Annotated in this window: 18 protein-coding genes; 8 read left to right on the top strand and 10 right to left on the bottom strand. The window is 68.4% G+C overall.

The features are described 5' to 3' along the window. The first annotated feature begins 10 nt into the window (after positions 1–10). The 8 genes from sppA to ACTZWT_RS17365 all read left to right on the top strand — a co-directional run bounded on the left by sppA (position 11) and on the right by ACTZWT_RS17365 (position 7069). Positions 11–979, top strand: coding sequence for a signal peptide peptidase SppA (gene sppA, locus ACTZWT_RS17400; RefSeq protein ID WP_444770925.1), 969 nt, complete (start codon positions 11–13; stop codon positions 977–979). Between the two features lie 168 nt (positions 980–1147). Beyond that, positions 1148–1453, top strand: coding sequence for an integration host factor subunit beta (locus ACTZWT_RS17395; protein WP_444770924.1), 306 nt, complete (start codon positions 1148–1150; stop codon positions 1451–1453). 39 nt (positions 1454–1492) lie between these two features. Continuing rightward, a complete protein-coding gene (locus ACTZWT_RS17390) occupies positions 1493–1879 on the top strand; it encodes a lipopolysaccharide assembly protein LapA domain-containing protein (RefSeq protein WP_444770923.1) in 387 nt (128 codons plus the stop codon). 55 nt (positions 1880–1934) lie between these two features. Further along, entirely contained in the window at positions 1935–2591 is a 657-nt protein-coding gene (locus ACTZWT_RS17385) for a phosphoribosylanthranilate isomerase (protein ID WP_444770922.1), read from the top strand. 1 nt (position 2592) lies between these two features. Beyond that, on the top strand, positions 2593–3807 hold the full coding sequence (gene trpB, locus ACTZWT_RS17380) for a tryptophan synthase subunit beta (protein WP_444770921.1): 1215 nt from the start codon (positions 2593–2595) through the stop codon (positions 3805–3807). Further along, positions 3807–4643, top strand: coding sequence for a tryptophan synthase subunit alpha (gene trpA, locus ACTZWT_RS17375; protein ID WP_444770920.1), 837 nt, complete (start codon positions 3807–3809; stop codon positions 4641–4643). Before trpB ends, trpA begins: the two co-directional genes overlap by 1 nt. Positions 4644–4751: 108 nt before the next feature. Further along, a complete protein-coding gene (gene accD / locus ACTZWT_RS17370; RefSeq protein ID WP_444770919.1) occupies positions 4752–5723 on the top strand; it encodes an acetyl-CoA carboxylase, carboxyltransferase subunit beta in 972 nt (323 codons plus the stop codon). Next, positions 5720–7069 carry a bifunctional folylpolyglutamate synthase/dihydrofolate synthase gene (locus ACTZWT_RS17365; RefSeq protein ID WP_444770918.1) on the top strand — a complete coding sequence of 450 codons (1350 nt, stop codon included), beginning with the start codon at positions 5720–5722 and terminating at the stop codon, positions 7067–7069. The genes accD and ACTZWT_RS17365 overlap by 4 nt, the downstream gene beginning before the upstream one ends. Before the next feature lie 210 nt (positions 7070–7279). On the opposite strand, the gene ACTZWT_RS17360 is transcribed toward ACTZWT_RS17365, so the two are convergent. The 10 genes from ACTZWT_RS17360 to coaBC form a co-directional block, all read right to left on the bottom strand. Continuing rightward, positions 7280–8344, bottom strand: a complete 1065-nt coding sequence (locus ACTZWT_RS17360) for an ATP-dependent DNA ligase (RefSeq protein WP_444770917.1) — start codon at positions 8342–8344, stop codon at positions 7280–7282. Positions 8345–8528: 184 nt separating this feature from the next. Further along, on the bottom strand, positions 8529–8849 hold the full coding sequence (trxA, locus tag ACTZWT_RS17355; protein WP_444770916.1) for a thioredoxin: 321 nt from the start codon (positions 8847–8849) through the stop codon (positions 8529–8531). A gap of 93 nt (positions 8850–8942) precedes the next feature. Beyond that, positions 8943–12428 carry a double-strand break repair helicase AddA gene (gene addA / locus ACTZWT_RS17350; RefSeq protein WP_444770915.1) on the bottom strand — a complete coding sequence of 1162 codons (3486 nt, stop codon included), beginning with the start codon at positions 12426–12428 and terminating at the stop codon, positions 8943–8945. Further along, positions 12425–15574 carry a double-strand break repair protein AddB gene (addB, locus tag ACTZWT_RS17345; protein WP_444770914.1) on the bottom strand — a complete coding sequence of 1050 codons (3150 nt, stop codon included), beginning with the start codon at positions 15572–15574 and terminating at the stop codon, positions 12425–12427. The genes addA and addB overlap by 4 nt, the downstream gene beginning before the upstream one ends. A gap of 73 nt (positions 15575–15647) precedes the next feature. Continuing rightward, positions 15648–16370, bottom strand: a complete 723-nt coding sequence (locus ACTZWT_RS17340; protein ID WP_444770913.1) for a nucleotidyltransferase family protein — start codon at positions 16368–16370, stop codon at positions 15648–15650. A 177-nt stretch (positions 16371–16547) separates the two neighbouring features. Continuing rightward, positions 16548–16862: a PilZ domain-containing protein gene (locus tag ACTZWT_RS17335; RefSeq protein WP_444770912.1), complete on the bottom strand. Its 315-nt coding sequence runs from the start codon at positions 16860–16862 to the stop codon at positions 16548–16550. A gap of 113 nt (positions 16863–16975) precedes the next feature. Further along, a complete protein-coding gene (gene tsaE / locus ACTZWT_RS17330; RefSeq protein WP_444770911.1) occupies positions 16976–18493 on the bottom strand; it encodes a tRNA (adenosine(37)-N6)-threonylcarbamoyltransferase complex ATPase subunit type 1 TsaE in 1518 nt (505 codons plus the stop codon). Next, positions 18490–21003 (bottom strand): PAS-domain containing protein, encoded by a 2514-nt coding sequence (locus tag ACTZWT_RS17325; RefSeq protein WP_444770910.1) that lies wholly within the window; start codon positions 21001–21003, stop codon positions 18490–18492. The genes tsaE and ACTZWT_RS17325 overlap by 4 nt, the downstream gene beginning before the upstream one ends. 180 nt (positions 21004–21183) lie before the next feature. Continuing rightward, complete coding sequence (gene dut, locus ACTZWT_RS17320) at positions 21184–21642, bottom strand: dUTP diphosphatase (protein WP_444770909.1); 459 nt, start codon at positions 21640–21642, stop codon at positions 21184–21186. Beyond that, positions 21639–23096: a bifunctional phosphopantothenoylcysteine decarboxylase/phosphopantothenate--cysteine ligase CoaBC gene (coaBC, locus tag ACTZWT_RS17315; RefSeq protein WP_444770908.1), complete on the bottom strand. Its 1458-nt coding sequence runs from the start codon at positions 23094–23096 to the stop codon at positions 21639–21641. The genes dut and coaBC overlap by 4 nt, the downstream gene beginning before the upstream one ends. Positions 23097–23154: the final 58 nt, after the last annotated feature.

Below are 23154 nucleotides of genomic sequence, written 5' to 3'. Positions count from 1 at the left end.
GAGAATCTCCATGTCGCTTGATTCCGATGTGATCGTCGATCGCCGCCGCATTCGCCGCAAGCTGACGTTCTGGCGGGTCGCCGCGGTGCTGGTCGCGATCGGCGCCGTGATCGCGATCGGCGCGATGGCCTCGCCGGCGGGGCGCAGCGTGCTGACGACCTCCGGCTCGATCGCGCGGATCAAGATCGACGGGCTGATCCGCAGCAACTCCGAACGGGTCGAGGCGCTGGAGCGGCTGGCGAAATCGAACAGCGCCGCGGTGATCGTCCACATCAATTCGCCGGGCGGTACCACCGCCGGATCGGAAGAACTCTACACCGCGCTGATGCGGCTCAAGGCCAAGAAGCCGATGGTGGTGGTGGTCGAGGGCCTGGCCGCGTCGGGCGGCTACATCGCCGCGCTCGCCTCCGATCACATCATCGCCCAGCAGAGTTCGCTGGTCGGCTCGATCGGCGTGCTGTTTCAATATCCGAATGTCTCCGAACTGATGAAGACGGTCGGCGTCAAGGTCGAGGAGGTGAAGTCGTCTCCGCTGAAGGCCGCGCCGAACGGCTTCGAGCCGACCAGCCCCGAGGCACGCGCCGCGCTGGAATCGCTGGTGCGGGATTCCTATGCGTGGTTTCGCGATCTGGTGAAGCAGCGCCGCGCCATGGACGACAATCAGCTCGGCATCGTCGCCGACGGCCGCGTCTTCACCGGCCGGCAGGCGGTCGGCCTGAAGCTGATCGATCAGCTCGGCGACGAGAAGACCGCGGTGGCTTGGCTGGAGACCGAGAAGAAGGTCAAGAGCGGCCTGCCGGTGCGCGACTTCAAGCTGGCGCCGCAATTCGGCGACCTGACGTTCCTGCGGGCCGCGGCATCGGTCACGCTCGATGCGCTCGGCCTCGGCCCGATCGCGCGACAGATCGAGCAGTCCGGCGCGATGCATCTCGGCCTCGACGGCATGCTCGCCTTGTGGGTGCCGGGTAGCAGCCGCTGACCGCGGTTCCGGGCACGCGTCGCGCGGCCTTCTCTGCTCGACCGCGCGCGACGCGCTCGCAAGCACCGCCGGACGGCATTGTCCAGCCCGCCTCATTTGATTTAGCGTCTTGACAGTTCACAGTATTTTCAAGGAAATGGCGGTCCGCACGCACGGACCACATCCTCGATGATCAAATCCGAACTCGTTCAGCGTATCGCCGAGCACAACCCGCACCTTTACCAGCGGGACGTCGAGAACATCGTCAACGCGATCCTCGATGAGATCGTCGACGCGCTGGCGCGCGGCGATCGGGTGGAGCTGCGCGGCTTCGGCGCGTTTTCGGTGAAGCATCGGCCCGCGCGGGCCGGCCGCAATCCGCGCACCGGCGCGCATGTTCCGGTCGACCAGAAGAGCGTGCCGTTTTTCAAGACCGGCAAGGAAATGCGCGAACGGCTGAATCGCGACACCGGAAATACTGATACCGGCGCGTGACGCGACGCCCGTTTGCTGGGCAAGGCGAGCGAGAACGACATGCAGAAATTCCTGACGGCCCTGGTGCTGATCCCGCTCGGACTGATTTTCATCGTCTTCGCGGTCGCCAACCGCCATCTCGTCACGGTGTCGTTCGATCCGCTGGATGTCAGCGATCCGATCGGCACCGTGCAGATGCCGTTGTTCGTCCTGATCATCGGCGTGGCGATCCTCGGCGTGATCGCCGGCGGCATCGCTACCTGGTTCCGGCAGCGGCATTGGCGCCGCGCGGCACGGCGGCATCAGGCCGAGGCGATCGAGGCCAGGGCAGAGCTCGCGAATTTGCGCGCCAGCATCGTCACCCCGGCGCAGAGCGAACCGAAGCGGCTGCTGCTGGAACAGGGTTCCGCGACCGGCAGGCGCGACAAGGCCAGCGCGGCGCTGTAGAACTCCGTCGAGCAGCCGGCCTCCCTGCCGCCGGCCGAAACCCGATCGCGAACCCATGTCCGTCGTCGTCAAAATCTGCGGCCTGTCGACCTGCGACACGCTCGAAGCGGCGGTCGCGGCCGGCGCCGACATGGTCGGCTTCGTGTTCTTTCCCGCCTCGCCGCGCCATGTCGGGTTCGACCTCGCGCGCGACCTCGGCAGCCAGGTCGGCGACCGCGCAGCGAAAGTCGCGCTGACGGTCGACGCCAGCGACGCGCTGATCCGCGACATCGTCGAGATCCTCAAGCCCGATCTGCTGCAACTCCACGGCAAGGAGAGCCCGGAGCGGATTCGCGCGATCAAACACAGCTTCGGGCTGCCGGTGATGAAGGCCGTCGCGGTGGCGACCGCCGACGATCTCGCGGCGCTGCCCGCTTACGTCGCAGCAAGCGACCGCATCCTGTTCGATGCGCGGCCGCCGAAGGACGCTACCCGCCCCGGCGGGCTCGGCGTCCCGTTCGACTGGGACCTGCTGAGCGGCCTCGCGCTGCCGGTGCCGTTCATGGTGTCCGGCGGCATCACGCCCGGCAATGTCGCCGAGGCGTTGCGGGTGACCCGCGCCGGCGGCGTCGATGTGTCGTCGGGCGTCGAGATTGCGCCCGGTGTCAAAGACCCCGAATTGATCCGAAGCTTCATCCGCGCTGCGCGCGCCAACGAAGAGACGATGGCCTGATATGAATCAGATCCTGCCGAATTCATTCCGATCCGGTCCCGACGAGCGCGGGCATTTCGGCATCTTCGGCGGCCGCTTCGTCGCCGAGACGCTGATGCCGCTGATCCTTGCGCTCGAGAAGGCCTATGCGGAAGCCAAGGACGATCCGGCGTTTCGCGCCGAGATGGACGGCTATCTCAAGCACTATGTCGGCCGGCCCTCGCCGCTGTATTTCGCCGAACGGCTGACCGAGCATTTCGGCGGCGCCAAGATCTACTTCAAGCGCGAGGACCTCAACCACACCGGCGCCCACAAGGTGAACAACGTGCTCGGCCAGATCATGCTGGCGCGGCGGATGGGCAAGCCGCGGATCATCGCCGAAACCGGCGCCGGCATGCACGGCGTCGCCACCGCGACGATGTGCGCGAAATTCGGCCTGCAATGCGTGGTCTATATGGGCGCGGTCGACGTCGACCGGCAGCAGCCCAACGTGCTGCGGATGAAGGCGCTCGGCGCCGAAGTCCGCCCGGTGACGTCCGGCGCCGCCACGCTCAAGGACGCGATGAACGAGGCGCTGCGCGACTGGGTCACCAACGTCCACGACACGTTCTATTGCATCGGCACCGTCGCAGGCCCGCATCCCTATCCGATGATGGTGCGGGACTTCCAGGCGGTGATCGGCCAGGAGGTGCGCGAGCAGATCATGGAAGCCGAAGGCCGGCTGCCGGATTCGCTGATCGCCTGCATCGGCGGCGGCTCCAACGCGATGGGGCTGTTTCATCCCTTCCTCGACGATGCCGGCGTCGCGATCTACGGCGTCGAGGCCGCGGGTCACGGCCTCGGCAAACTGCATGCGGCGTCGATCGCCGGCGGCAAGCCCGGCGTGCTGCACGGCAACCGCACCTATCTGCTGATGGACACCGACGGCCAGATCCAGGAAGCGCACTCGATCTCGGCCGGCCTCGACTATCCGGGCATCGGCCCCGAACACGCCTGGCTGCACGACGTCGGCCGCGTCAACTTCCTGTCGGCCACCGACACCGAGGCGCTCGACGCCTTCAAGCTGTGCTGCCGGCTCGAGGGCATCATCCCGGCGCTGGAGCCGGCGCACGCCCTTGCCAAGGTCGCCGAGCTCGCGCCGATCCTGCCGAAGGATCATGTGATGGTGCTCAACATGTCGGGCCGCGGCGACAAGGATCTCGCCTCCGTCGCCGAACATCTCGGGGGCCAGTTCTGATGACCACGCGTATCGACACCCGCTTCGCCCAGCTCAAGCGCGAAGGCCGCCCGGCCTTCGTCACCTTCGTGATGGCGGGCGATCCCGACCTCGCGACCTCGCTGCAGATCCTCGAGGCGCTGCCGGCCGCCGGCGCGGATATCATCGAGATCGGCATGCCGTTCACCGACCCGATGGCCGACGGACCGGCGATCCAGGCGGCGGGGCTGCGCGCGCTGCACGCCGGCGCCACGCTGCACAAGACGCTCGACCTGGTCGGCGACTTCCGCAAGCACGACGACGCCACGCCGATCGTGCTGATGGGCTACTACAATCCGATCTACATCTACGGCGTCGACGCGTTTCTCGCCGACGCCAGGAAGGCCGGCGTCGACGGGTTGATCATCGTCGACTTGCCGCCGGAGGAAGATTCCGAATTGTGCCTGCCGGCGATGAAGGCCGGGCTGAATTTCATCCGGCTGGCGACGCCCACCACCGACGAAAAGCGGTTGCCGGCGGTGCTCGCCAACACCTCGGGCTTCGTCTATTACGTCTCGATCACCGGCATCACCGGATCGGCCTCGGCGGATACGGCCGCGGTCGGCGACGCGGTGGCCCGGATCAAGCGCCACACCGACCTGCCGGTCTGCGTCGGCTTCGGCATCCGCACCCCCGAGGGGGCGCGCGCGATCGCCGCACAGGCCGACGGCGCGGTGGTCGGATCGGCGCTGATCGACGCGCTGCAGAACAGCCTCGACGCCGACAACCGCGCCACCAAGGCGACCGTCGGGGCGGTGGCGGACCTGGTCGCGGCGCTTGCGGCCGGCGTGCGCGGCGCCAAACAGGCTGCGGAATAGGCAGTCATCAATTCGGGCCATGGTCTGGACGGAGCCGTTGTCCGCCGCCATATCCCGACAGTGCAATGAACCTGGCGACGCCCTTCCGGGGGCGACGCGGAGACCATCATGAACTGGCTGACCAACGTCGTCCGTCCGAAGATCCGCAACATCCTGCGGCGCGAAACGCCGGAGAATCTCTGGATCAAATGTCCGGATACCGGGCAACTGGTGTTCTACAAGGACGTCGAGCAGAACCAGTTCGTGATCCCCGGCTCGAACTATCACATGCGCATGGGCGCGATGGCGCGGCTGCGGTCGGTGTTCGACAACGAGACCTGGTACGACGTCGCGCTGCCGGAAGTGACCGCCGACCCGCTGAAATTCCGCGACGAGCGCAAATATGTCGACCGCATCAAGGACGCCCGCGCCAAGACCGGCGCCCATGACGCGGTGAAGGTCGGCTTCGGCAAGCTCGAAGGCCTCGGCGTCGTCGCCGCGGTGCAGGATTTCGACTTCATGGGCGGCTCGCTCGGCATGGCGGCCGGCGAGGCGATCATCCGCGGGCTCGAGCTCGCGGTCGAGAAGCACGCGCCCTTCATCATGTTCGCAGCCTCCGGCGGCGCCCGGATGCAGGAAGGCATCCTGTCGCTGATGCAGATGCCGCGCACCACCGTCGCGGTGCAGATGCTGCGCGAGGCCGGGCTGCCCTATATCGTGGTGCTGACCAACCCGACCACCGGCGGCGTCACCGCCTCCTACGCGATGCTGGGCGACATCCAGCTCGCCGAGCCCGGCGCGCTGATCGGCTTCGCCGGCGCCCGCGTGATCGAACAGACCATCCGTGAAAAGCTGCCGGACGGCTTCCAGCGCGCCGAATATCTGCGCGACCACGGCATGGTCGACATGGTGGTGCACCGCCACGAGCTGCGCCCGACGCTAGCGCGGCTGTGCCGGATCCTGACCAAGACGCCGCTGCCCGCGGCCGAAGAACTGGCCGCGGTCGAGGACGCGGCCCAGGATATCGAAGCCGCGGTCGCAACCGAGATCGTGGCGACGCCATCCGAGCCGGCGCCGCCGCCGGCCGCGCCGCAGGCGTGAGCGCAGCGACCTCCGCCCCGAACCCGCCTGCGACGGTCGGCGAACTCCGCGCGCGCCTCGCGCAGCTGCATCCCGCGCGGATCGACCTGACGCTCGACCGGATCGAGCGGCTGCTGGCGGTGCTGGATCACCCCGAACGCAAGCTGCCGCCGGTGATCCATATCGCCGGCACCAACGGCAAAGGCTCCACCCTCGCCTTCCTCCGCGCCATTCTCGAAGCTTCGGGGCTGAGCGTGCACGCCTACACCTCGCCGCATCTGGTGCGCGTCAACGAGACCATCAGGCTCGGACGGCCGGGTGGCGGCGTGCTGGTGAGTGACGAGGAACTGGCCGAGGCGCTGGCGCATTGCGAGCGCATCAACGCCGGCGCGCCGATCACGCTGTTCGAGATCGAGACCGCAGCGGCGTTGTATCTGTTCGCGCGGCATCCCGCCGACGTGGTGCTGCTCGAAGTCGGGCTCGGCGGAAGGCTCGACGCCACCAATGTGATCGACGATCCGCTCGCCTGCGTGCTGACGCCGATCGGCATCGACCACACCGAATTTCTCGGGCCGACGCTGGCCGCTATCGCCGCCGAGAAGGCCGGCATCCTCCGACGCGGCGCGCCGGTGATCGTCGCCGAGCAAGCCGACGACGCGATGGACGTGATCGAACACGAAGCCAGGCGGCTGCGCGCGCCGCTGCACGCGCGCGGCCAGCAATGGCACGTCGAACTCGAGCACGGCCGGCTCGCGTATCAGGACGACCGCGGCCTGATGGATCTCACCGCGCCAAAACTGTTCGGCCGGCATCAGATCGACAATGCCGGGCTGGCGATCGCGACGCTGCGGGCGCAGCAGCGCTTCGCCATCGATCAGGACGCGTATCAGGCCGGACTGCTCGCGGCGGAGTGGCCGGCGCGGATGCAGCGGCTGACGACGGGGAAACTACTCGACGACGCGCCGCAGGGCTGCGAGCTGTGGCTCGACGGCGGCCACAATGAAGACGGCGGCCGTGTCGCGGCGGCGGCGCTCGGCGATCTCGAGGAGCGGGTGTCGCGACCGCTGGTGATCATTGCCGGCATGATGGCCAACAAGAATGCCGGCGCGTTCCTCACCAATTTCACCGGACTGACGCGCCACGTCGTCGCGGTTCCGATCCCCGACCGCGACGGCGCGATGTCGCCCGAAGCGCTCGCCGATTCCGGCCGCGCGCTCGGCCTTCGGGTCGAACTCGCCGACGGCGTCGAAGCCGCGTTGCGGCGGATCGCCGGCCTTGCCTACGAGCTGCCGCCGCGTATCCTGATCACCGGATCATTGTATCTCGCCGGCCATGTGCTGAGTATCAACGGCACGCCGCCGAATTAGTGGCACTTGCTCGGTCGTCATCCTGAGGAGCCCAGCGAGGTCGGGCTCGGCGCAGTGGATTGCTTCGCTCGCAATGACGAGGATAGGATCTTGATTTTGCGGCCTGCGTTTTCGGTCGGGCTCTCAGGACGACGTTACGAAACCCTCCGTCGAGGTCGGTAGGCGTCCCGAGGCCGCAACGGGACGAGACTGAGAGCCAGAAAGCTCTTGTCACCTCTTCAGCAGCTTCATCGGGTCGATCCGTTTCTGCGCGAGCTGATCCATCGTGCATTGCGCCGGCGCCTTGTCGGGACGCCAGCGCAGCAGGCTGGTGCCATGGCGGAAGCGGCCGCCGCTGAAGTGGTCGTAACAGATTTCAACGACGAGCTTCGGCTGCAGCTTCTGCCATTGCGCCGAGCGCTCGGTGGACCAGCGGCTCGGACCGCCCGGCGCACTGCCGGTGAAGCCCTCGCCCGGAAGCTGTTCGAGCTTGTCGGTCAGCGCCGGCTTGTCGGCGCGCTTCAGCGCCGAGGTGAAGCCGACGTGATGCAGCAGGCCGCCCTCGTCATAGAGGCCGAGTAACAACGAGCCGACCACGCGCCGGCCGTTCAGCGTCGCGCTGGCGTAGCGGAAGCCGCCGATCACGCAATCGGCGCTGCGGAATTTCTTGATCTTCTGCATGCCGTCGCGATTGCCGGCCTGATACGGCAGGTCGCGCCGCTTGGCGATCACACCGTCGGAGCCGCCGCCGGCCTGCACCAGCCATTTCGCGGCCTGCCTGTCGCTGGTCGTCACCGGCGACAGACGGAATGTCGGATGGTTCTCGAACTGCGCCTTGGCAAAGGCTTCCAGCGCGGTGCGGCGCTTCGCCAGCGGCTGCGCGGCAAGCTCGGCCTCGCGCGGCGTCGCGAGCAGGTCGAACACGATCAGCAAGGCCGGCGTCTCCGCGGCGAGCTTGCGGACCCGGCTCGCGGCGGGATGCAGCCGCTGCAGCAGATCGTCGAACGAGAACGCCCGCCCGATCGGCACCACGATCTCGCCGTCGAGCACGTAGCGCTGCGCCTTCAGCGCTCGCGCCGCTCCGACCAGTTCGGGAAAGTAGCGGGTGAGGTCCTCGCCGGATTTCGACCACAGCGCGACGTCGCCGCCGCTGCGCAACAGCAGGCAGCGGAAGCCGTCCCACTTCGGCTCGTACTGCCATTCGGGGCCGGCCGGAATCGCATCGACCGAACGCGCCTCCATCGGCTCGATCGGCGCGGCGCCTGTCTTGGTGATGGATGATTTCCGCTCAGCCACGAAATGAACCCACTGGTTGCTAATCGCCCCATCCCCGTCATTGCGAGCATGGCGAAGCAATCCAGTGCGGCGAGCACGGGGCTGGATTGCTTCGCCGCTGCGCTCCTCGCAATGACGAGAGGCCGGAAAAGCAAAACGGCCGGCGGATGCCGGCCGTTTCAGAACGTTCATGGAGCGTCAGAGTTCAGACCGCCGAGCTGATCCACTGCTGCAGCTTGGCCTTGGGCGCGGCGCCGACCTGGCGGGAGGCCATCTCGCCGCCCTTGAAGATCATCAGCGTCGGGATCGACATCACGCCGTATTTCGACGCGGTGACCGGGCTCTCGTCGACATTGAGCTTCACGATCTTGACCTTGTCGCCCATCGCGCCGGAAATCTCGTCCAGCGCCGGCGCGATCATCCGGCAGGGGCCGCACCACTCGGCCCAGAAATCCACCACCACGGGGCCCTGCGCCTGGAGAACTTCAGCTTCGAAATCGGCGTCTGACACCTTGCCTACGGCCATGGAAAACCTCGTGAGAGCGGATGAAGGCGCTGGGGAATCGCGCCGGGATGATGATTTCAACCTATGAACGCGCCGGGGCGGGGTCAAGCACGCTCACGCCACCGTCAACGCGGCCAGCTCCGCGTCCAGCGCAGAGGCTGAAATCTCCATGATTTCAGGTGCTTCCGTCCACAGCAGGGCGGCCCTGACGAGCCGCTGTGGATACAGCCGCGACAGCACCGCGCGATACAGCGCCAGCTGGCGCAGATAGGCCGGCGGGGTTTCGGCCAGCGTCGCCGGCGGGGCCTGGTTGGTCTTGAAATCGACGATCAGGACCTCGGCGTCGGTCACCACCAGCCGGTCGATCTGGCCGGAGACCACCACCGGCTCGCCATGGCGCTGCAGCCGGCCGACGATCGGCACCTCCGCGCGGCTGCCCGACGCGAACAATGCGGCGAAACGCGGCTCGTTGATCACCTGCAGCACCCTTGCGGCGAGCGCTTCGCGGTCCTCGAGTGTCCAATCCCCGGCATTGCGAAGCAGGAAGCGGCCGGCTGCGTCGGCGCGAACATTCGCCGGCAGATCGGGCAGCGACTGCAGCAGCCGGTGCACCAGCGTGCCACGCTGCAGCGCGCGCTTGCGTTGCGCCTCGGACTCGCTGCGGCGCAGCCGGCGGTGATCGGCCGCGTCGGAATCGGACGGCCGCAGCAGGCCTTCGGTCGGGCGCAGCGCGGGCGCGGCTTTGCGCAGCCAGTCCGGCACCATCAGCGGCGACGCAGCGGGCTGCGGTTCGGGCGCGGCGGCTTCGGCGATCTCGTCCTCGGGGCGGCAGTAGCGCTTCACCGCGCCGTCCGGCGGCGGCACCGCGCGCATCGCCAGACCCGAATTCTCCAGTCCCTTGCTGATCAGATCGTACCAGGACTCTGCGCGGACGTCGTTGCGATTGCCGGGCATGCAGCCGCCGACGATCAGCCGGTCGGCGGCGCGCGTCATCGCCACATAGAGCAGCCGGCGATACTCGTCCTCGGTCTCGCTGATCATCGCGGCGCGCGCCTGCTCGACCACGCGGGGATCGTTGGCCTTGCGACCCGCCCACACCATCGCGGACGGCGCGCCGGGCTGCGCATTGCCGCCGGGCAATCGAATCAGATTGAGCCGCTGGCTATCCGCCGGCGACGACGTGGTATCGACCAGGAACACCACCGGCGCTTCGAGCCCCTTGGCGCCGTGCACGGTCATGACGCGGACTTCGTCTCGCGAGATTTCCATGTCGCGCTTGATCTCGGTGTCGGCGGCGCGCAGCCAGGCGACGAAGCCCTGCAGCGACGGCGCCTGCTTCTGCTCGAAGCTCAGCGCCAGTTCGAGAAACTCGTCGAGCGCGTCGTTGGCCTCCGGGCCGAGCCGGCGGAGCACGCGGGCGCGCCCGCCGTCGCCGCCGAGCAGCCAGGCGTAGAAGCCGAACGGCGTCTCGGCCTGCGCCCGCGCCGCGCAGGCGTCGAGCCGATGCAGCGCGGCTTGCAGCTTGGTATCGCCCGCCGCGTGTTCGCGCAGCGCGGCGCGCAGCGAGCCCTTGCGCCGCCACGCCAGCCGGAACAGATCGTCGTCGTCGAGCCCGAACAGCGGACTCTTCAGCGCCACCGCCAGCGCCAGATCGTCCTGCGGCAGCAGCAGCGCATCGGCCAGATTCATCAGGTCGATGATCGCGATATGCTCGGTCAGCTTGAGCCGGTCGGCGCCGGCGACCGGAATGCCGCCGCGCTTCAAGGCTTGTATCACCGCATCGAACGCCGAGCCGCGGCGGCGCACCAGCACCAGCACGTCGCCGAACCGCAGCCGGCGACGGTCGTCGCGCGGCCCCGTCATCGTGCCGCTGGCGATCAGCGACGCGATCTCGGCCCGTACCTTGTCGGCCAGCCGCACCTCGGGGCTGGTCTCCGACACCGCATCGAACGGAGCGCGCCAGCCTTCGATCTCCTGCCGCTCGTCCGGCACTTCGAGCGGCCACAGATCGATCAGGCTGGGGCCGGCGTCGGTCAGCGCCTCGTGCAGCGGATAGCTCGCATCGGCGTGGATGCTGCGATAGATCTCGGGATCGCGAAACACGTGATCGACCGATTGCAGGATGGTGGCGCCGGAGCGGAACGAGTAGTTGAAACTGACCTTCTCGAAGGCGAGCCCGGCGCCGTGGAAGCGCCGCTGCAGCAGATCGCGCCGCTCGGCGAACTCCTTCGGCACCGCGCCCTGAAACGAAAAGATCGACTGCTTCTCGTCGCCGACCGCGAACACCGTGCGCCTGACGCCCTCGCGCGCGCCCTCGCCCGCGGTGAATTCGGCGATCAGATGCGCGACGATGTCCCATTGCTTCGGGCTGGTGTCCTGCGCCTCGTCGATCAGCACGTGATCGACGCCGCGGTCGAGCTTGAAATGCACCCAGCTCGACGCGCCGCTGTCGAGCATCTGCAGCGTCCTGTCGATGAGATCATCATAATCGAGCAGCCCGCGCTCCTGCTTTTCGCGGCGGATCCGCTCGGCGACGTCGAAGGCGATCACCAGCAGCGCGCGGGTGCGCTCGCGCATCAGCAGCGCGCGGCGGCGCTCCAGCAGGTCTTCGAGCCGGGCGCCTTCGCGCTTGAGATCCTCTACCAGGCCGGGCGCAGCATCGGCGATCTTCTTGGTCGCGAAGCTTTTGCGCAGCCCGTTGTCCTTGGTGAAGAACAGCTCGCAATATTTGTCGAGCTGGGCGGTGCCCGACAATCCGATCGCCGCGCGCAACCGCTTGGCCTGCGCCTGATCGTTGGCGCTGCCCTGCTCGAACATCGCTGCTGCCGTCGCCCATTGCGACCGCGGCAGGTTCGGACCGTCGACGATGTCGCGCTCGACGTCGTCGCATGTATCATCGGCAGCGACGCCGAGGGTGACCGATAGCTGCGCCATCGCGCCGTCGACGCCGCCGGCCTGAGCGATCCAGCCGAGGAAGCGGTCGCGACTCATGCAGGCTTCCTGCACCACCTCGCGGAAGGTGATATCCGCCGCGCTGGTCATCGCCAGCGTCAGCGCGCGCCCCGCGGCACTGTCGGGCGCGGCGGCGGCCTGCAGCAGCACCGCGAGACTGGCGCGCTGCATCAATTCGGCCTGATCGCGATCGTCCAGCACGGTGAAGCGCGCCGGCACATTGGCCTCGAACGGAAACTGCTGCAGCAGCCGGGTGCACAGCGCGTGGATGGTCTGCACCTTGAGCCCGCCCGGCGTCTCCAGTGCGCAGGCGAACAGTTTTCGCGCCTGCGCCAGCAGCGACGGCCCGACCGACTTGATACCAGTCGCCTTGATCGCGGCCGCCAGCGCCGCGTCGTCGAGCGTCACCCAGCGGCCGAGCGTGGTGAAGACGCGCTCGGCCATGTTGGCGGCGGCGGCCTTGGTGAAAGTGATGCACAGGATGCGCTCCGGCGGCACGCCGTCGAGCAGCAGCCGGATCACGCGCTGCACGAGAACATGCGTCTTGCCGGAGCCGGCATTGGCCGAGACGAACACCGAGGCGGACGGATCCGAGGCGAGGATCTGCCGCTCGCGCGCCTGATCGGGAATGCTGCGCGGCGCGCTCATCGCGGCTCCTCCCCGACGCCGCCGGCGGCCGACCATTCCTTGATCCGCGCCAGATCGTCGTAGCGGCCGTAGCGCTGCGCCCACATCGACAGCACCAGCGCGTGATAGGGCTGCGCCTCGTCGTCGAACCGCCGAACCAAAGCTTCGAGCTTGCTACGCGCTTCGGTCGCGGCGTCGTCGGGATGCTGCGGCTCATCCTTGCGCTCGATTTTCAGTTCCAGCACGCGCTCGTCGCCGGGCGGCGAGTTGCCGCTGAGCTTGACGTAAGTGAGTTCGCCGACCGACGCGCCGGCGTCGATGCCGTCGAAGCCGCCTTCGCGCAGGATCGCGGCCTCCAGCGTCAATTGCGGCGACAGTCCCAATCGCACCTGCTTGTTGCTGGGTGGATTGCCGGTCTTGTAGTCTAGGATCGCGTAGCTGCCGTCGGGGCGATGCTCGATCCGGTCGGCGCGCGCGGTCAGGACGAAGTTGCGGCCGCCGTCGAGCGGGATCGAGAGGCTGCCGTCGCGCTCGGCGTCGACGCGCCGCCCGTCGGCGCGCCGCCCCTGCTCCCAATTCGCGAACCATGCGGCGATCCGGGCGAAGCGCGGCCACCACAGCGCGCGGGCCTCTGGATGATCCATCAGCGGCGCGAAGTGCGTCTCGCCGATGGCGAGCAGCGCCTGAGCCGGATCGTCCGGCAGCGCGTCCGGGAAGCGCTCGGTGAATTCGCCGAGCGCGCCGTGAATCGCCGAGCCGCGATCCGCCGCCGACAGCGGCATGTCGACCGGGTCGATCGCCGACAGGCCGAGAATGAACTTGGCGAAGATCGTGTAGGGATCGCGCAGCCAGTCCTCGATCGCGGTGACCGACAGTTTCAGCGGCCGTGCCTCGCGCGGCGGCTTCGGCGCCGGCTGGGCGATCGGTACAATTTTTTCGGGCCGATCCAGCGCCAGCGCGTAGTCCAGGTACGTCTGCCCCCGCACCCTGATATCGTTCCAGCGCTGTTTGCCGGCGACCGCTTCGAGCCGGTGCAGGAATCGCGACGCCACCGCCGGCGCGCCGCCGACCTTGGCGGCGTGGCTGAGGATCACTTCGCCGGCGCCGAGCAGCTGCGCGAAGTCGTGCGCCGACAGGCCGATCCGGCGCTCCGGCAGATCGAGGCCGAGTTCGTGGCGCATCGGCCGCGACAGCCACGGATCGATCCGCGGCGCCGGCGGCCAGACGCCTTCGACGAGGCCACCGAGAACGACGCGATCGTGCTGCGTCAGCCGCGCCTCGAGCGGGCCGTAGATCCGCAAGCCCGCGCCTTCGAGTTCGGGGCGGCGCACGATTCGATCGCCGAAGGCGGTCTCGAACACGTCCGGATAGTCGTGCGGCGGCACCGGTACGCCGCTCAGCGGCTCGACCGCGGCGAGGTCGTCGAACGCCTTCAGCAAAGCCGAACCCTGCGGCCCCTCGAACGCCTGCGTGACCTCATCGTGGTCGGTCGTCAGCGCAATCAACACGTCGCGATGGCGATGGCCGAAGGCGCACAGATCGATCGATTCCGCTCCCAGCGTTTCCAATGGCGCCAGCGCCGTGCGCAGCCCTGCAATCAACGCCTCAGCACCGTCGAGCGCGTCGTCGCCGAGCCGCGCGCGCGGCTCGGAGCGATGCAGCGCGCTGAGTTCCTTGCGCCTCAGCTTCGTCAGCTCAGTGCGATACTGCGCGAACTCCTTGGCCAGCCCCTCGCTGCCAGCGGCCGGCCGGGTGCCGCGCAGCAGCGCCAGTTCCAGCGTCTCGATCGCGGACCGCCAGCCATAAGCGGCGCGGCCGAGCCGCAGCAGCGGATGCTTGAGCAGCGCCAGCAGCGGCGCCGGCTCGCAGCCGTGCAGCGCCACTTCGGCGGCGAGCCGGGCGAAGATGCCGGCCGACGTATCCATCAGCGAATCGCCGCCGGAATCGTCGACCGGCAGATTCCATCGGCCGAGTGCCGCGACGACGCGGCGCGCCAGCGCGCGGTCCGGCGTCACCAGGGCGGCGGACTGGCCGCGCTCGCGCGCCTCGCGCAGCGCCACCGCGATCGCCAGCGCCTCGATCTCGGCATTCGGCGCCTCGATCAGCGTCACGCCGTCGATGCCGTCGCGGATCAATTTGTCGATCGCCGGATCGGCAAGGCGGTCGTGCCACGACGCCGTTGCGGTCGACGGCCGCATCGCCTCGGAGGCCAGCACTTCGCGGCCGTGACGCTCGGCGTTGCCGAGGCGAAGGACGTCGCGCCGCTCCAATCCCATTCGCGCCAGCAGGCCGTGCATCGCGAATTGCGGATGGTTCGGCGACGGCGGCGAGATCAGTTTGCCCTGCTTGTCGTGCACGGCGCCGATCATCTGCCACGCGGCTTCGTCGAGCTCGGTGTCGAGCCCCGGCAGCACCACGGCGCCGTGCGGCAACCGGGCGATGGCGTGCAACAGCCGCGCGGTCGCCGGCATCGAGCCGGTCGAGCCCGCCGCGATCACCGGCCCGCCGCGATCCGCGGCGAGCCGCCGAGCTTCGGCTTCGATCAACAGATCGCGCCGCGCCGCCGGTTCGATGCGATGGTCTTCCTTCAGATGCTGCGGCCACCAATGCCCGGCGATCTTCAGGAAATCCAGCGTCAGCCGCCAGTAACGATCGAACGCCTCCGGCACCAGCGTGTCGAGCGCGGCCCAGTCGACGCCGCGCGTCGCCATGTCGTCGATCAGCCGCGCCAGATCGTCGGCGAGCGCGAGCGTCGAGGCCGGGCCGCCGACCACCAGCGGCGATTGCTGCGGATCGCCGGGCTTCAGACCCTTGGCCCAGGCGGCGATCAGTTGCGCCAGCAGCAGGCGCCGCGGCAGGCCGTCGAGCGCCGGCGGAATGTCGAGGTCGGCCGCGCCGGAGGCGGCCTGCGCAAACGCCAGATCGTCCTCGTCGATGTCGCCGAGCGCGACGATCCGCGGCAGCAGCACCGCGTCGGTGCCGAGCACGTCGAGGAAAATATTGCGCGCCAGCCGGCCGGCGCGGCGGGTCGGCAGATACAGCGTCGCCTCGGCGAGGCGCTCGGGCTTTTCGCGCGCGTCAAAACCCTCGATCAGTTCGCCGTCAACCAGCGCGGCGATCGTCGTGCGCAGAAGCGGCGCGGAGGGCGGAACAGTGAATACGCGCATGGAGGTCCTGATTCGCGGGAATCAGGCGAGCATGGCACGGGGGGCGCCTGCACGGGAGGTGGCGGGCGGCATCTCAGGCGACGCTGGCCAGATAGGCGCGCTCGGCGGCGGCGACCGCGTCCGGGGTTCCGACATGCATCCAGACGCCGTCGAGCCGCAGCCCGAACAGCCGCTGCTGCGCGGCAGCGCTGTCGAACATCCGCGTCAGCGAGAACTCGCCGTGCGGCGCGTCCTTGAAGATCGCCGGCTGCATGATGGCGGCGCCGGCATAGACGAACGGCGTCACCTCGTTCTCCTTGCGCTTGCGCAAGGTCCCGTCGGCCGCCATCGCGAAGTCGCCCTTGCCGGCATAGCCGATGCTGCCCGCGGTCGGCGCCATCAGCAGCAGGATGTCCATCCGCGCCGGATCGAACGCATCGGCCAGCCGCGCCAGATTCGGCCGGACGCCGTCGATCCACAGCGTGTCGGCGTTGAGGTGATAGAACGGCGCATCGCCGAGCAGCGGCAGCGCCTTCACCACCGCGCCGCCGGTGCCGAGCACGACGTCGCGCTCGTCCGAGATGATCACCCGCGGATGCGCGCGTCCGGCGGTGTGATCGATGATCTGGTCCGGCAGATAATGCACGTTGACCACGGCCTCGGCGACGTCCGCGTCGGCGAGCCGGTCGAGCACGTGATCGAGCAGCGGCTTGCCGGCGACCGCCACCAGCGGCTTCGGCATGTGGTCGGTGAGCGGGCGCATCCGCAGGCCGAAGCCGGCGGCGAGAACCATCGCTTTGGAAGGATGAACGGACATCGTCGCTCGTTGTTCGGACAGACCGGATTCGTGCGAATCGATTGTATCACGCAGCACCGGCCGGTCTATCAGCGGTCATCATGGCGGTCTTGGGGTATTCGCTAACCATGACGCCGATGCGACATCGCGCCCAGCGAACGGCGTTGCGGGGCATTGATTTCGGGCAGGGAGCCTGTGTCAGGCGGCGGTGGCGGCCGTGCGGGTGCTCGGCTTCTTCTTTTTGTCGTGGCGCAGGAAGCTGACGCCGATCTGATCGCCATTGACCCAGCTCAGCTCGCAGCGGCGATAGGCCAGGCCGGTGGACGACAGCAGCAGAAAGAATTCCTTGAGATTGAGCCCCTCGACCGATCCCTCGATGGTCAGCTTCGCGCCGGTTTCGGAGACGTCCTCGAGCATGCAGGGACGGCGCCAGGTGCCATCGATCGCCATCATCTGCGCCCGGATTCCGCGCTCGAATACGACGCGCCCATCCTTGTTACGTTCGCCAGCCATCACTTCATCCTCGCCCCGAAACAGCGACCACGACAGGCCATTCCTGGGAAGACTACGGAGGCGATCAACCTAGCGAGATACCGGCTAACAAGACGTAAAGCCGACCGCTCAAATCAAAGCGGCGGTGGCACATTGGCCTGATACCAGGCGCGCATTTCCGCCAGCGACGGGTGCGCCAGCGAACGGGCCAGATAGGTCCAGATCCGCGGCTGATGGCGCAGATATTGCGGCTTGCCGTCGCGCCGGTTCAGCCGCGCGAAAGTGCCGAGCAGCCTGGTGTTGCGCTGCGCCGACATCACCGCATAGAGCCGCGCGAAACCGGCCGGATCGAAGCCGGGATCGGCGGCGAGACGCGCCTTGATGTAGCGGCCGAGCAGCGCCAGTTCGAGCGCCTCGGGCACGTCGATGCGGGCGTCCTGCAGCAGCGACACCACGTCGTAGGCGGCGGGCCCGAGCACGGCGTCCTGGAAGTCGATCACGCCGACGCGGGCGATGTCACTGCGCGCGTCGAGCCAGATCAGATTCGGCGAGTGATAGTCGCGCAGCACCCAGGTCCGCGTCTCGTCGGCGAAGTCGTCGAGCAGTCGCCGCCACATCGCGAGGAACTCGCCGCACAGCGCGGCGGAGGCCGGCGCACCGCGATCGGGCAGATACCATTCCGGCATCAGCCCGACCTCGATCAGCATCGCTTCGGTATCGAACGCCGGAATCGCGTAGTCGTCCTGCGGCAGCGGCAACGTCTCGGGCAGCGACTGGCCGTGCAGCGCCGCCAGCATGTCGGTCGCGGCCTGATAGCGCTCGGCGATCGGCTCGGGCGGCGTTCCGTCGACGAAGCCTGCCGTGCCGAAATCCTCGGTGATCAGGAAGCCGGAATCGAGATCGGCGTGATGGATCGCCGGCGCCGAGAAGCCGCGCTCGCGCAACCCGCCGGCGATCGCGACGAACGGACGGACGTCCTCGGCGAGATGGACCGCCGCGCTGTAGCTCTTGCCGGCATATAGCGCCGGCCCGTCCGGCCGCCGCGGCGCGTTCATCAGGATCAGCGATTCGCCGTCCCTCATCAGCCGCGCATAGGACCGCGTCGAGGCGTCGCCCGGCATGTGCCGGCGCTCGGCCTCGGCATAGCCGGATGTCTCGATGAAACTGCGCAGCGCCGCCAGCCGCTCGACCTGCGCGGCCGCCTTGCCGTGGCCGGTGATCTCGGCGGCGCGCGCCATCGAGCCGAGTGCCGGACGATGGCTGAGCGCGATGTCGATGCGGTCGGACGGCATCGCGCCCGGCGCGCGCTCCGGCCATTCGATCAGCGCGACGACGCCGTCCGGCAGCGGCGACAGCCCGATCTCGTCGAGTTCGGACGGATCCTCGACGCGATACAGATCGGCGTGCAGCAGCGGGAACGGCGGCAGTTCGTAGCTCTGCACCAGCGTGAAGGTCGGGCTCGGCACTTCGAGCTCGTCGTCGCCGGCGAGATAGCGGATCATCGCCCGCGCCGCGGCGGTCTTGCCGGCGCCGAGATCGCCCGACAGCGTGACGGTGTCGCCCGGTCCGATCAGCAGCGCGACGTCCGCCATCAGCCGCGCCGTCGCCGTCTCGTTGGCGAGCGCGACCGAGAATGTCGCCGGGCCGGTCATTCGGCGGCGTTACGCTGCGCGGTGGGCTCGATCGGGAATACGCAGATCACCGAGGTGCCGTGCCCGACCACCGAATCGACCTCGACCTTGCCGCCGTGCAGTTCGACGAAGGAGCGCACCAGCGCCAGGCCGAGGCCCGGGCCGCGGTGCCGCGAGCCCTGGGAATCGCTCTCGAACAGATCGAACACCTTGTCCTTCAGCGCCGGCGCGATGCCCGGCCCCGCATCGGTCACGGTGAAGACCACGTTGGTCCCCTTCTTGCGGACGACGAGTCTCACGGTCGCCTCGCTCGGCGAGAAGCCGATCGCGTTGGCGAGCAGATTGTACAGCACCTGCACGACGCGGCGCTCGTCGCCGACGAACTCGCCGATCGCCGGATCGGTGTCGATGTCGAGCGTGATCTGGTCGCGCGCGAGGCGATCCTGGATGCCTTCCGCCGCCGCCGCGATGGTGCGGCTGATCTCGATCGGGCCGAGATTGAGCGTCATCGCGCCGGCGTCGATGCTTGCGAGATCGAGGATGTTGTTGATGATCGCCAGCAGCGCGTTGGTCGACGAGGTGATGTAGGCGATGTATTCGGACTGCTTGTCGTTGAGCGGGCCGGTGCTCGGATCGCCGAGCAGATGCGCGAAGCCGATGATCGTGGTCAGCGGCGAGCGCAGCTCGTAGGAGACGTGATGGACGAAGTCGATCTTGATGCGGTCGGCGGTCTCCAGCGCCTCGTTGCGCTCGCGCAGCGCGCGCTCGACATTCTCGGTGTCGCTGATGTCCTGGAACGTCAGCATCGTGGCGCCGTCCGGCAGCGGCATCGTCTTGCAGGACAGCACGGTGCCGTCCTTGCGCTCGAGCTTCAGCACCACCTGTTTGCGGTCGTCGATCCCGGTGATGGCGCCGCGCAGCGCCTGCCAGCTCGCTTCGTCGTCGTACAACGGCCGGCACCATGCCTCGACGGTTTCGATGTGCGGCCGGTTGTTGAGCGCTTCGGATGACAGGTTCCACATCCGCGTGAAGGCGGGGTTGAACAGTTGCGCGCAGCCGTTGCTGCCGAACACCGCGACCGCTTCGGAGAGGTTGTCGAGGGTCTCGCGCTGGACGTCGATCAGCCCGCCATAGCGGCGCTGCAGATCGAGGCTTTCGGTGACGTCGTCGAACAGATAGGTGACGCCGCCTTCCTGATTGGGCGTGGTGACGATGCTGATGGCGCGGCCGTCGGGCAGATACCAGATCGCCTTGTCGGCTTCGACCGCGCGGTAGGCCTCGTGCAGCCTGTTCTTCCACTCCCGGAAGTCGCGCTCCTCCGGCAGCTTGCGCGCGGCGCGCAGACGGTCGAGCACGCTGGAATCGTCCGGATGGCCGTCGAGGAAGGCGCGGTCGAGGTCCCACAGCTTGCGATAGGAATCGTTGTAGAAGGCGAGCCGGCGCTGCGCGTCGAACACCGCGACGCCGGACGACAGCTGATCGAGCGTGCGGCGATGCGCGTCCGCCATCCGCACCAAAGCGGCGCCGAGTGCGGCCGCCTCGCTCGAATCCACCGCCATGCCGGCGCTGCCGCCCTTGAGCCGCAGCGCGCGGACGTCGAAGTAACGACGCTCGCCGGCGACCACGATCGGCAGCCGCGCGGCGTATTCGGCATCGTCGGCGAGCGCGCGCGTGAGATTGCCGCGGTCGGTCGAATCGAGCAGTTCGAGATTGCGGCTGACCGCATCCGCCGGGCTGCTCGCATCGGCGGCCCGCGCATAGGCTGCGTTGGCGAAATTCAGTTCGCCCGAGGCGCGCCGGGTCCAGATCGGCCACGGCGCCGCATCGGCGAAGCCGCGCAGCATGTCGGTCTCGTCCTGCAGCGCCTTGAAGCGCCGCGACATCTCGGCGAGTTCGCGGCGGACGCCGCTGAGTTCGCGAATCCGCAGGATCGCCTGACCGCCGACGGCACGGCCCATCGCTTCGATCGAGCGTCCGGTCGACGTCATCAGATGCAGCAGGAAGGCTTCGCCCTTGTCGAGCAGCGCGTCGACGGCGTGATCGATCTGCAGCGCCGGCTCGGGCGGCAGCCAGGTTCCGAAGGCGAGCACGCGTTGCGGCTGTCCGCCATGCGCGTCGTTCGGCAGCAGCAGCGCGATGTCGCCGCTGATCTGCGGACGGTCGTCGCCGGCGGACCACGAGATCAGCACCTGCGGCTCGGCGAACAGCAAAGCGCGGAAGCGATCGGACTCGGCCTGCAGCGTCTGCACCTCGGCGCGCAACCGCGCCTCCTGCGCGGCGGCGCGCTGCCGCGTGCGCATCAGCAGGATCGCCGACATCACCGAGAAGCCGAGCACCGACACCGCCATCGCCAGCGTCACCAGCTCGTGGCGGTTGAGATCGACGATGATCCAGGAGGTCAGTGCGGCGAGCGGATCGTCAGCCGCGAAAGCCGGCGACGATGCCGTGACCAGGCCAGCGCCCGCGAGGCCGCGCACCAGCGACGTGCACGACAAGCAGGTCCGACGCATCGACCCCAATACGTCCGACATGGATTGCCCCAAACCATCCGACGCGATCACAGATCGCCAGCGTCGTCGCCGAATCGCTGGACATTATCCTGTTCGCGACTCCGCGGGTAAGAGTCCAGACCGTGAACGGCACCGGCGCGCGGGTCGAAATGAGGAAAGTATATTTTTAGCTGACGAATCCGCGCGTGCTTGACACAAAATCTAGCGGCCGGTCGAGCCGAAGCCTCCTACACCCCGCGCGGTCTCCGACAGCGACTCGACGCTGATCAGTTCGGCACGGACCACCGGCGCGATCACCATCTGGGCGATCCGCTCACCGCGGCGGATGGTGAAGGGCTCTTTGCCGTGATTGATCAGCAGCACGCCGATCTCGCCGCGATAATCGGCGTCGATGGTGCCGGGCGCGTTCAGCACGGTGACGCCGTGCCTGGCGGCGAGGCCGGAGCGCGGCCGCACCTGCGCCTCGTAGTTCGGCGGCAGCGCAACCGACAGCCCGGTGGGAACCAGCATGTGGCATCCCGGCGCGAGCGACAGCGGCGCGTCCGCCGAGTTCGCCGCGCACAGATCGAGGCCGGCGGCGTGCGCGGACTGATAGGCGGGCAGCGGCAGGCCTTCGGCGTGCGGCAGTTGCTTGATCTCGACGGCGATGGCGGCGCTCATGATTGGTGTACTTCCAGTTCTCGCGCGATTCGCGCGACCAGCGCGGTTGCGACTTCGTCCTTGGTCATCAAAGGCCACGACTCCACATCGACGGTGTCGGCCGATTTCGTCAGCAGATGCACGGTGTTGCGGTCGCCGCCCATGACCCCGCCGGCGGGCGACACGTCGTTGGCGACGATCCAGTCGCAGCGCTTGCGGGCGAGTTTCGACCTCGCATTGTCGAGCAGATTCTCGGTCTCGGCGGCGAAGCCGATCACCAGCGGCGGGCGGTCGTCGCCGAGTTTCGAGACCGTCGCCAGGATGTCGGGGTTCTCGGTGAGTTGTAGCGGCGGCGGGCCGCCGGCGCCTTTCTTGATCTTCTGCACGCCTTCGCTGGCGACGCGCCAGTCGGCGACCGCGGCGGCGAAGATCGCGATGTCGGCGGGGAGCGCGGCTTCCACCGCGTCGAGCATGTCGCGCGCGGATTCCACGCGCGTCAGCGCCACGCCATCGGGGGCGCGCAGATCGACCGGGCCGGAGATCAGCACCACCTCGGCGCCGGCCGCGGCCGCGGCGGCGGCGATCGCGTAGCCCTGCTTGCCGGAGGAGCGGTTGGCGATGTAGCGCACCGGATCGATCGGCTCGTGGGTCGGACCGGCAGTGATCAGCACGCGCCGGCCGAGCAGCGGGCGCTGCGGCGGCGGCGCCAGAAGTGCCTGTGCGGCAGCGGCTATTTCAAACGGCTCGGCCATCCGCCCGGTGCCGGCTTCGTTGCGCTCGGCCATCTCGCCGGCATTGGGGCCGACCAGGACGATGCCGTCGCGCTTCAACTGATCGACATTGCGGCGGGTCGCGGCGTTGTTCCACATCAGCGGATTCATCGCAGGCGCGAGCAGGACCTGGCGATTAGTCGCCAGCAGGATCGCGGTGGCGAGATCGTCGGCGTGGCCGTTCGCGATCTTCGCCATCAGATCCGCGGTGGCGGGCGCAACGACGATCAGGTCGCAGTCGCGCGCCAGCCTGATATGGCCGGCGTCGAACTCGCTCTGCGGGTCGAACAGATCTGTGTAGCAGCGCTGATGCGACAGCGCGCTCGCGGTGAGCGGCGTGACGAAGTGCTGCGCGGCCTTGGTGAGCACGACGCGAACCTCGGCGCCGCGCTCTTTCAGGCGGCGGATCAAATCCATCGCCTTGTAGGCCGCGATGCCGCCGCCGACGATCAGCGTGATGCGCGCGGTCGATGGCCGGTCGGAGGGAAAAGCTGTTTGATTTTCGAGACTTACATCACCCGGACCGGGCTCGGCGGCGCCGCCGCCGGCTTGCGGCAAACTGGTGGCAAACCCGTGGCGCTGGTGGACAGCGTCGCGCAGGATGACGCGGACCTCGTCTTCCATCGAGCGGCCGTTGCCGGCCGCGCGCTGGCGCAGCTCGGCCTTGAGGGCGTCGTCGAGTTTGCGGATCGTCAGGTTGGCCATGGCCGGCAGACTAGCGGATGCAGGCAACGCAAGCAACATACGACCGCGATGCGGTCAT

This window comes from Rhodopseudomonas sp. NSM (assembly GCF_052445935.1).
Lineage (GTDB): Bacteria > Pseudomonadota > Alphaproteobacteria > Rhizobiales > Xanthobacteraceae > Rhodopseudomonas.
The sequence above is the reverse complement of the archived record's forward strand: the minus strand, read 5'-3'. Positions and strand labels throughout refer to the sequence as shown.

Coding starts and splice junctions, on each gene's coding strand:
- dut (WP_444770909.1), bottom strand. CDS start 21,642: ATGAGCGCCGCCATCGCCGTCGAGATCAAGCAACTGCCGCACGCCGAA.
- tsaE (WP_444770911.1), bottom strand. CDS start 18,493: ATGACCGGCCCGGCGACATTCTCGGTCGCGCTCGCCAACGAGACGGCG.
- ACTZWT_RS17385 (WP_444770922.1), top strand. CDS start 1,935: ATGTCCGTCGTCGTCAAAATCTGCGGCCTGTCGACCTGCGACACGCTC.
- ACTZWT_RS17325 (WP_444770910.1), bottom strand. CDS start 21,003: ATGTCGGACGTATTGGGGTCGATGCGTCGGACCTGCTTGTCGTGCACG.
- ACTZWT_RS17335 (WP_444770912.1), bottom strand. CDS start 16,862: ATGGCTGGCGAACGTAACAAGGATGGGCGCGTCGTATTCGAGCGCGGA.
- ACTZWT_RS17340 (WP_444770913.1), bottom strand. CDS start 16,370: ATGTCCGTTCATCCTTCCAAAGCGATGGTTCTCGCCGCCGGCTTCGGC.
- trxA (WP_444770916.1), bottom strand. CDS start 8,849: ATGGCCGTAGGCAAGGTGTCAGACGCCGATTTCGAAGCTGAAGTTCTC.
- coaBC (WP_444770908.1), bottom strand. CDS start 23,096: ATGGCCAACCTGACGATCCGCAAACTCGACGACGCCCTCAAGGCCGAG.
- ACTZWT_RS17390 (WP_444770923.1), top strand. CDS start 1,493: ATGCAGAAATTCCTGACGGCCCTGGTGCTGATCCCGCTCGGACTGATT.
- addB (WP_444770914.1), bottom strand. CDS start 15,574: ATGCGCGTATTCACTGTTCCGCCCTCCGCGCCGCTTCTGCGCACGACG.
- addA (WP_444770915.1), bottom strand. CDS start 12,428: ATGAGCGCGCCGCGCAGCATTCCCGATCAGGCGCGCGAGCGGCAGATC.
- trpA (WP_444770920.1), top strand. CDS start 3,807: ATGACCACGCGTATCGACACCCGCTTCGCCCAGCTCAAGCGCGAAGGC.
- trpB (WP_444770921.1), top strand. CDS start 2,593: ATGAATCAGATCCTGCCGAATTCATTCCGATCCGGTCCCGACGAGCGC.
- ACTZWT_RS17395 (WP_444770924.1), top strand. CDS start 1,148: ATGATCAAATCCGAACTCGTTCAGCGTATCGCCGAGCACAACCCGCAC.
- accD (WP_444770919.1), top strand. CDS start 4,752: ATGAACTGGCTGACCAACGTCGTCCGTCCGAAGATCCGCAACATCCTG.
- sppA (WP_444770925.1), top strand. CDS start 11: ATGTCGCTTGATTCCGATGTGATCGTCGATCGCCGCCGCATTCGCCGC.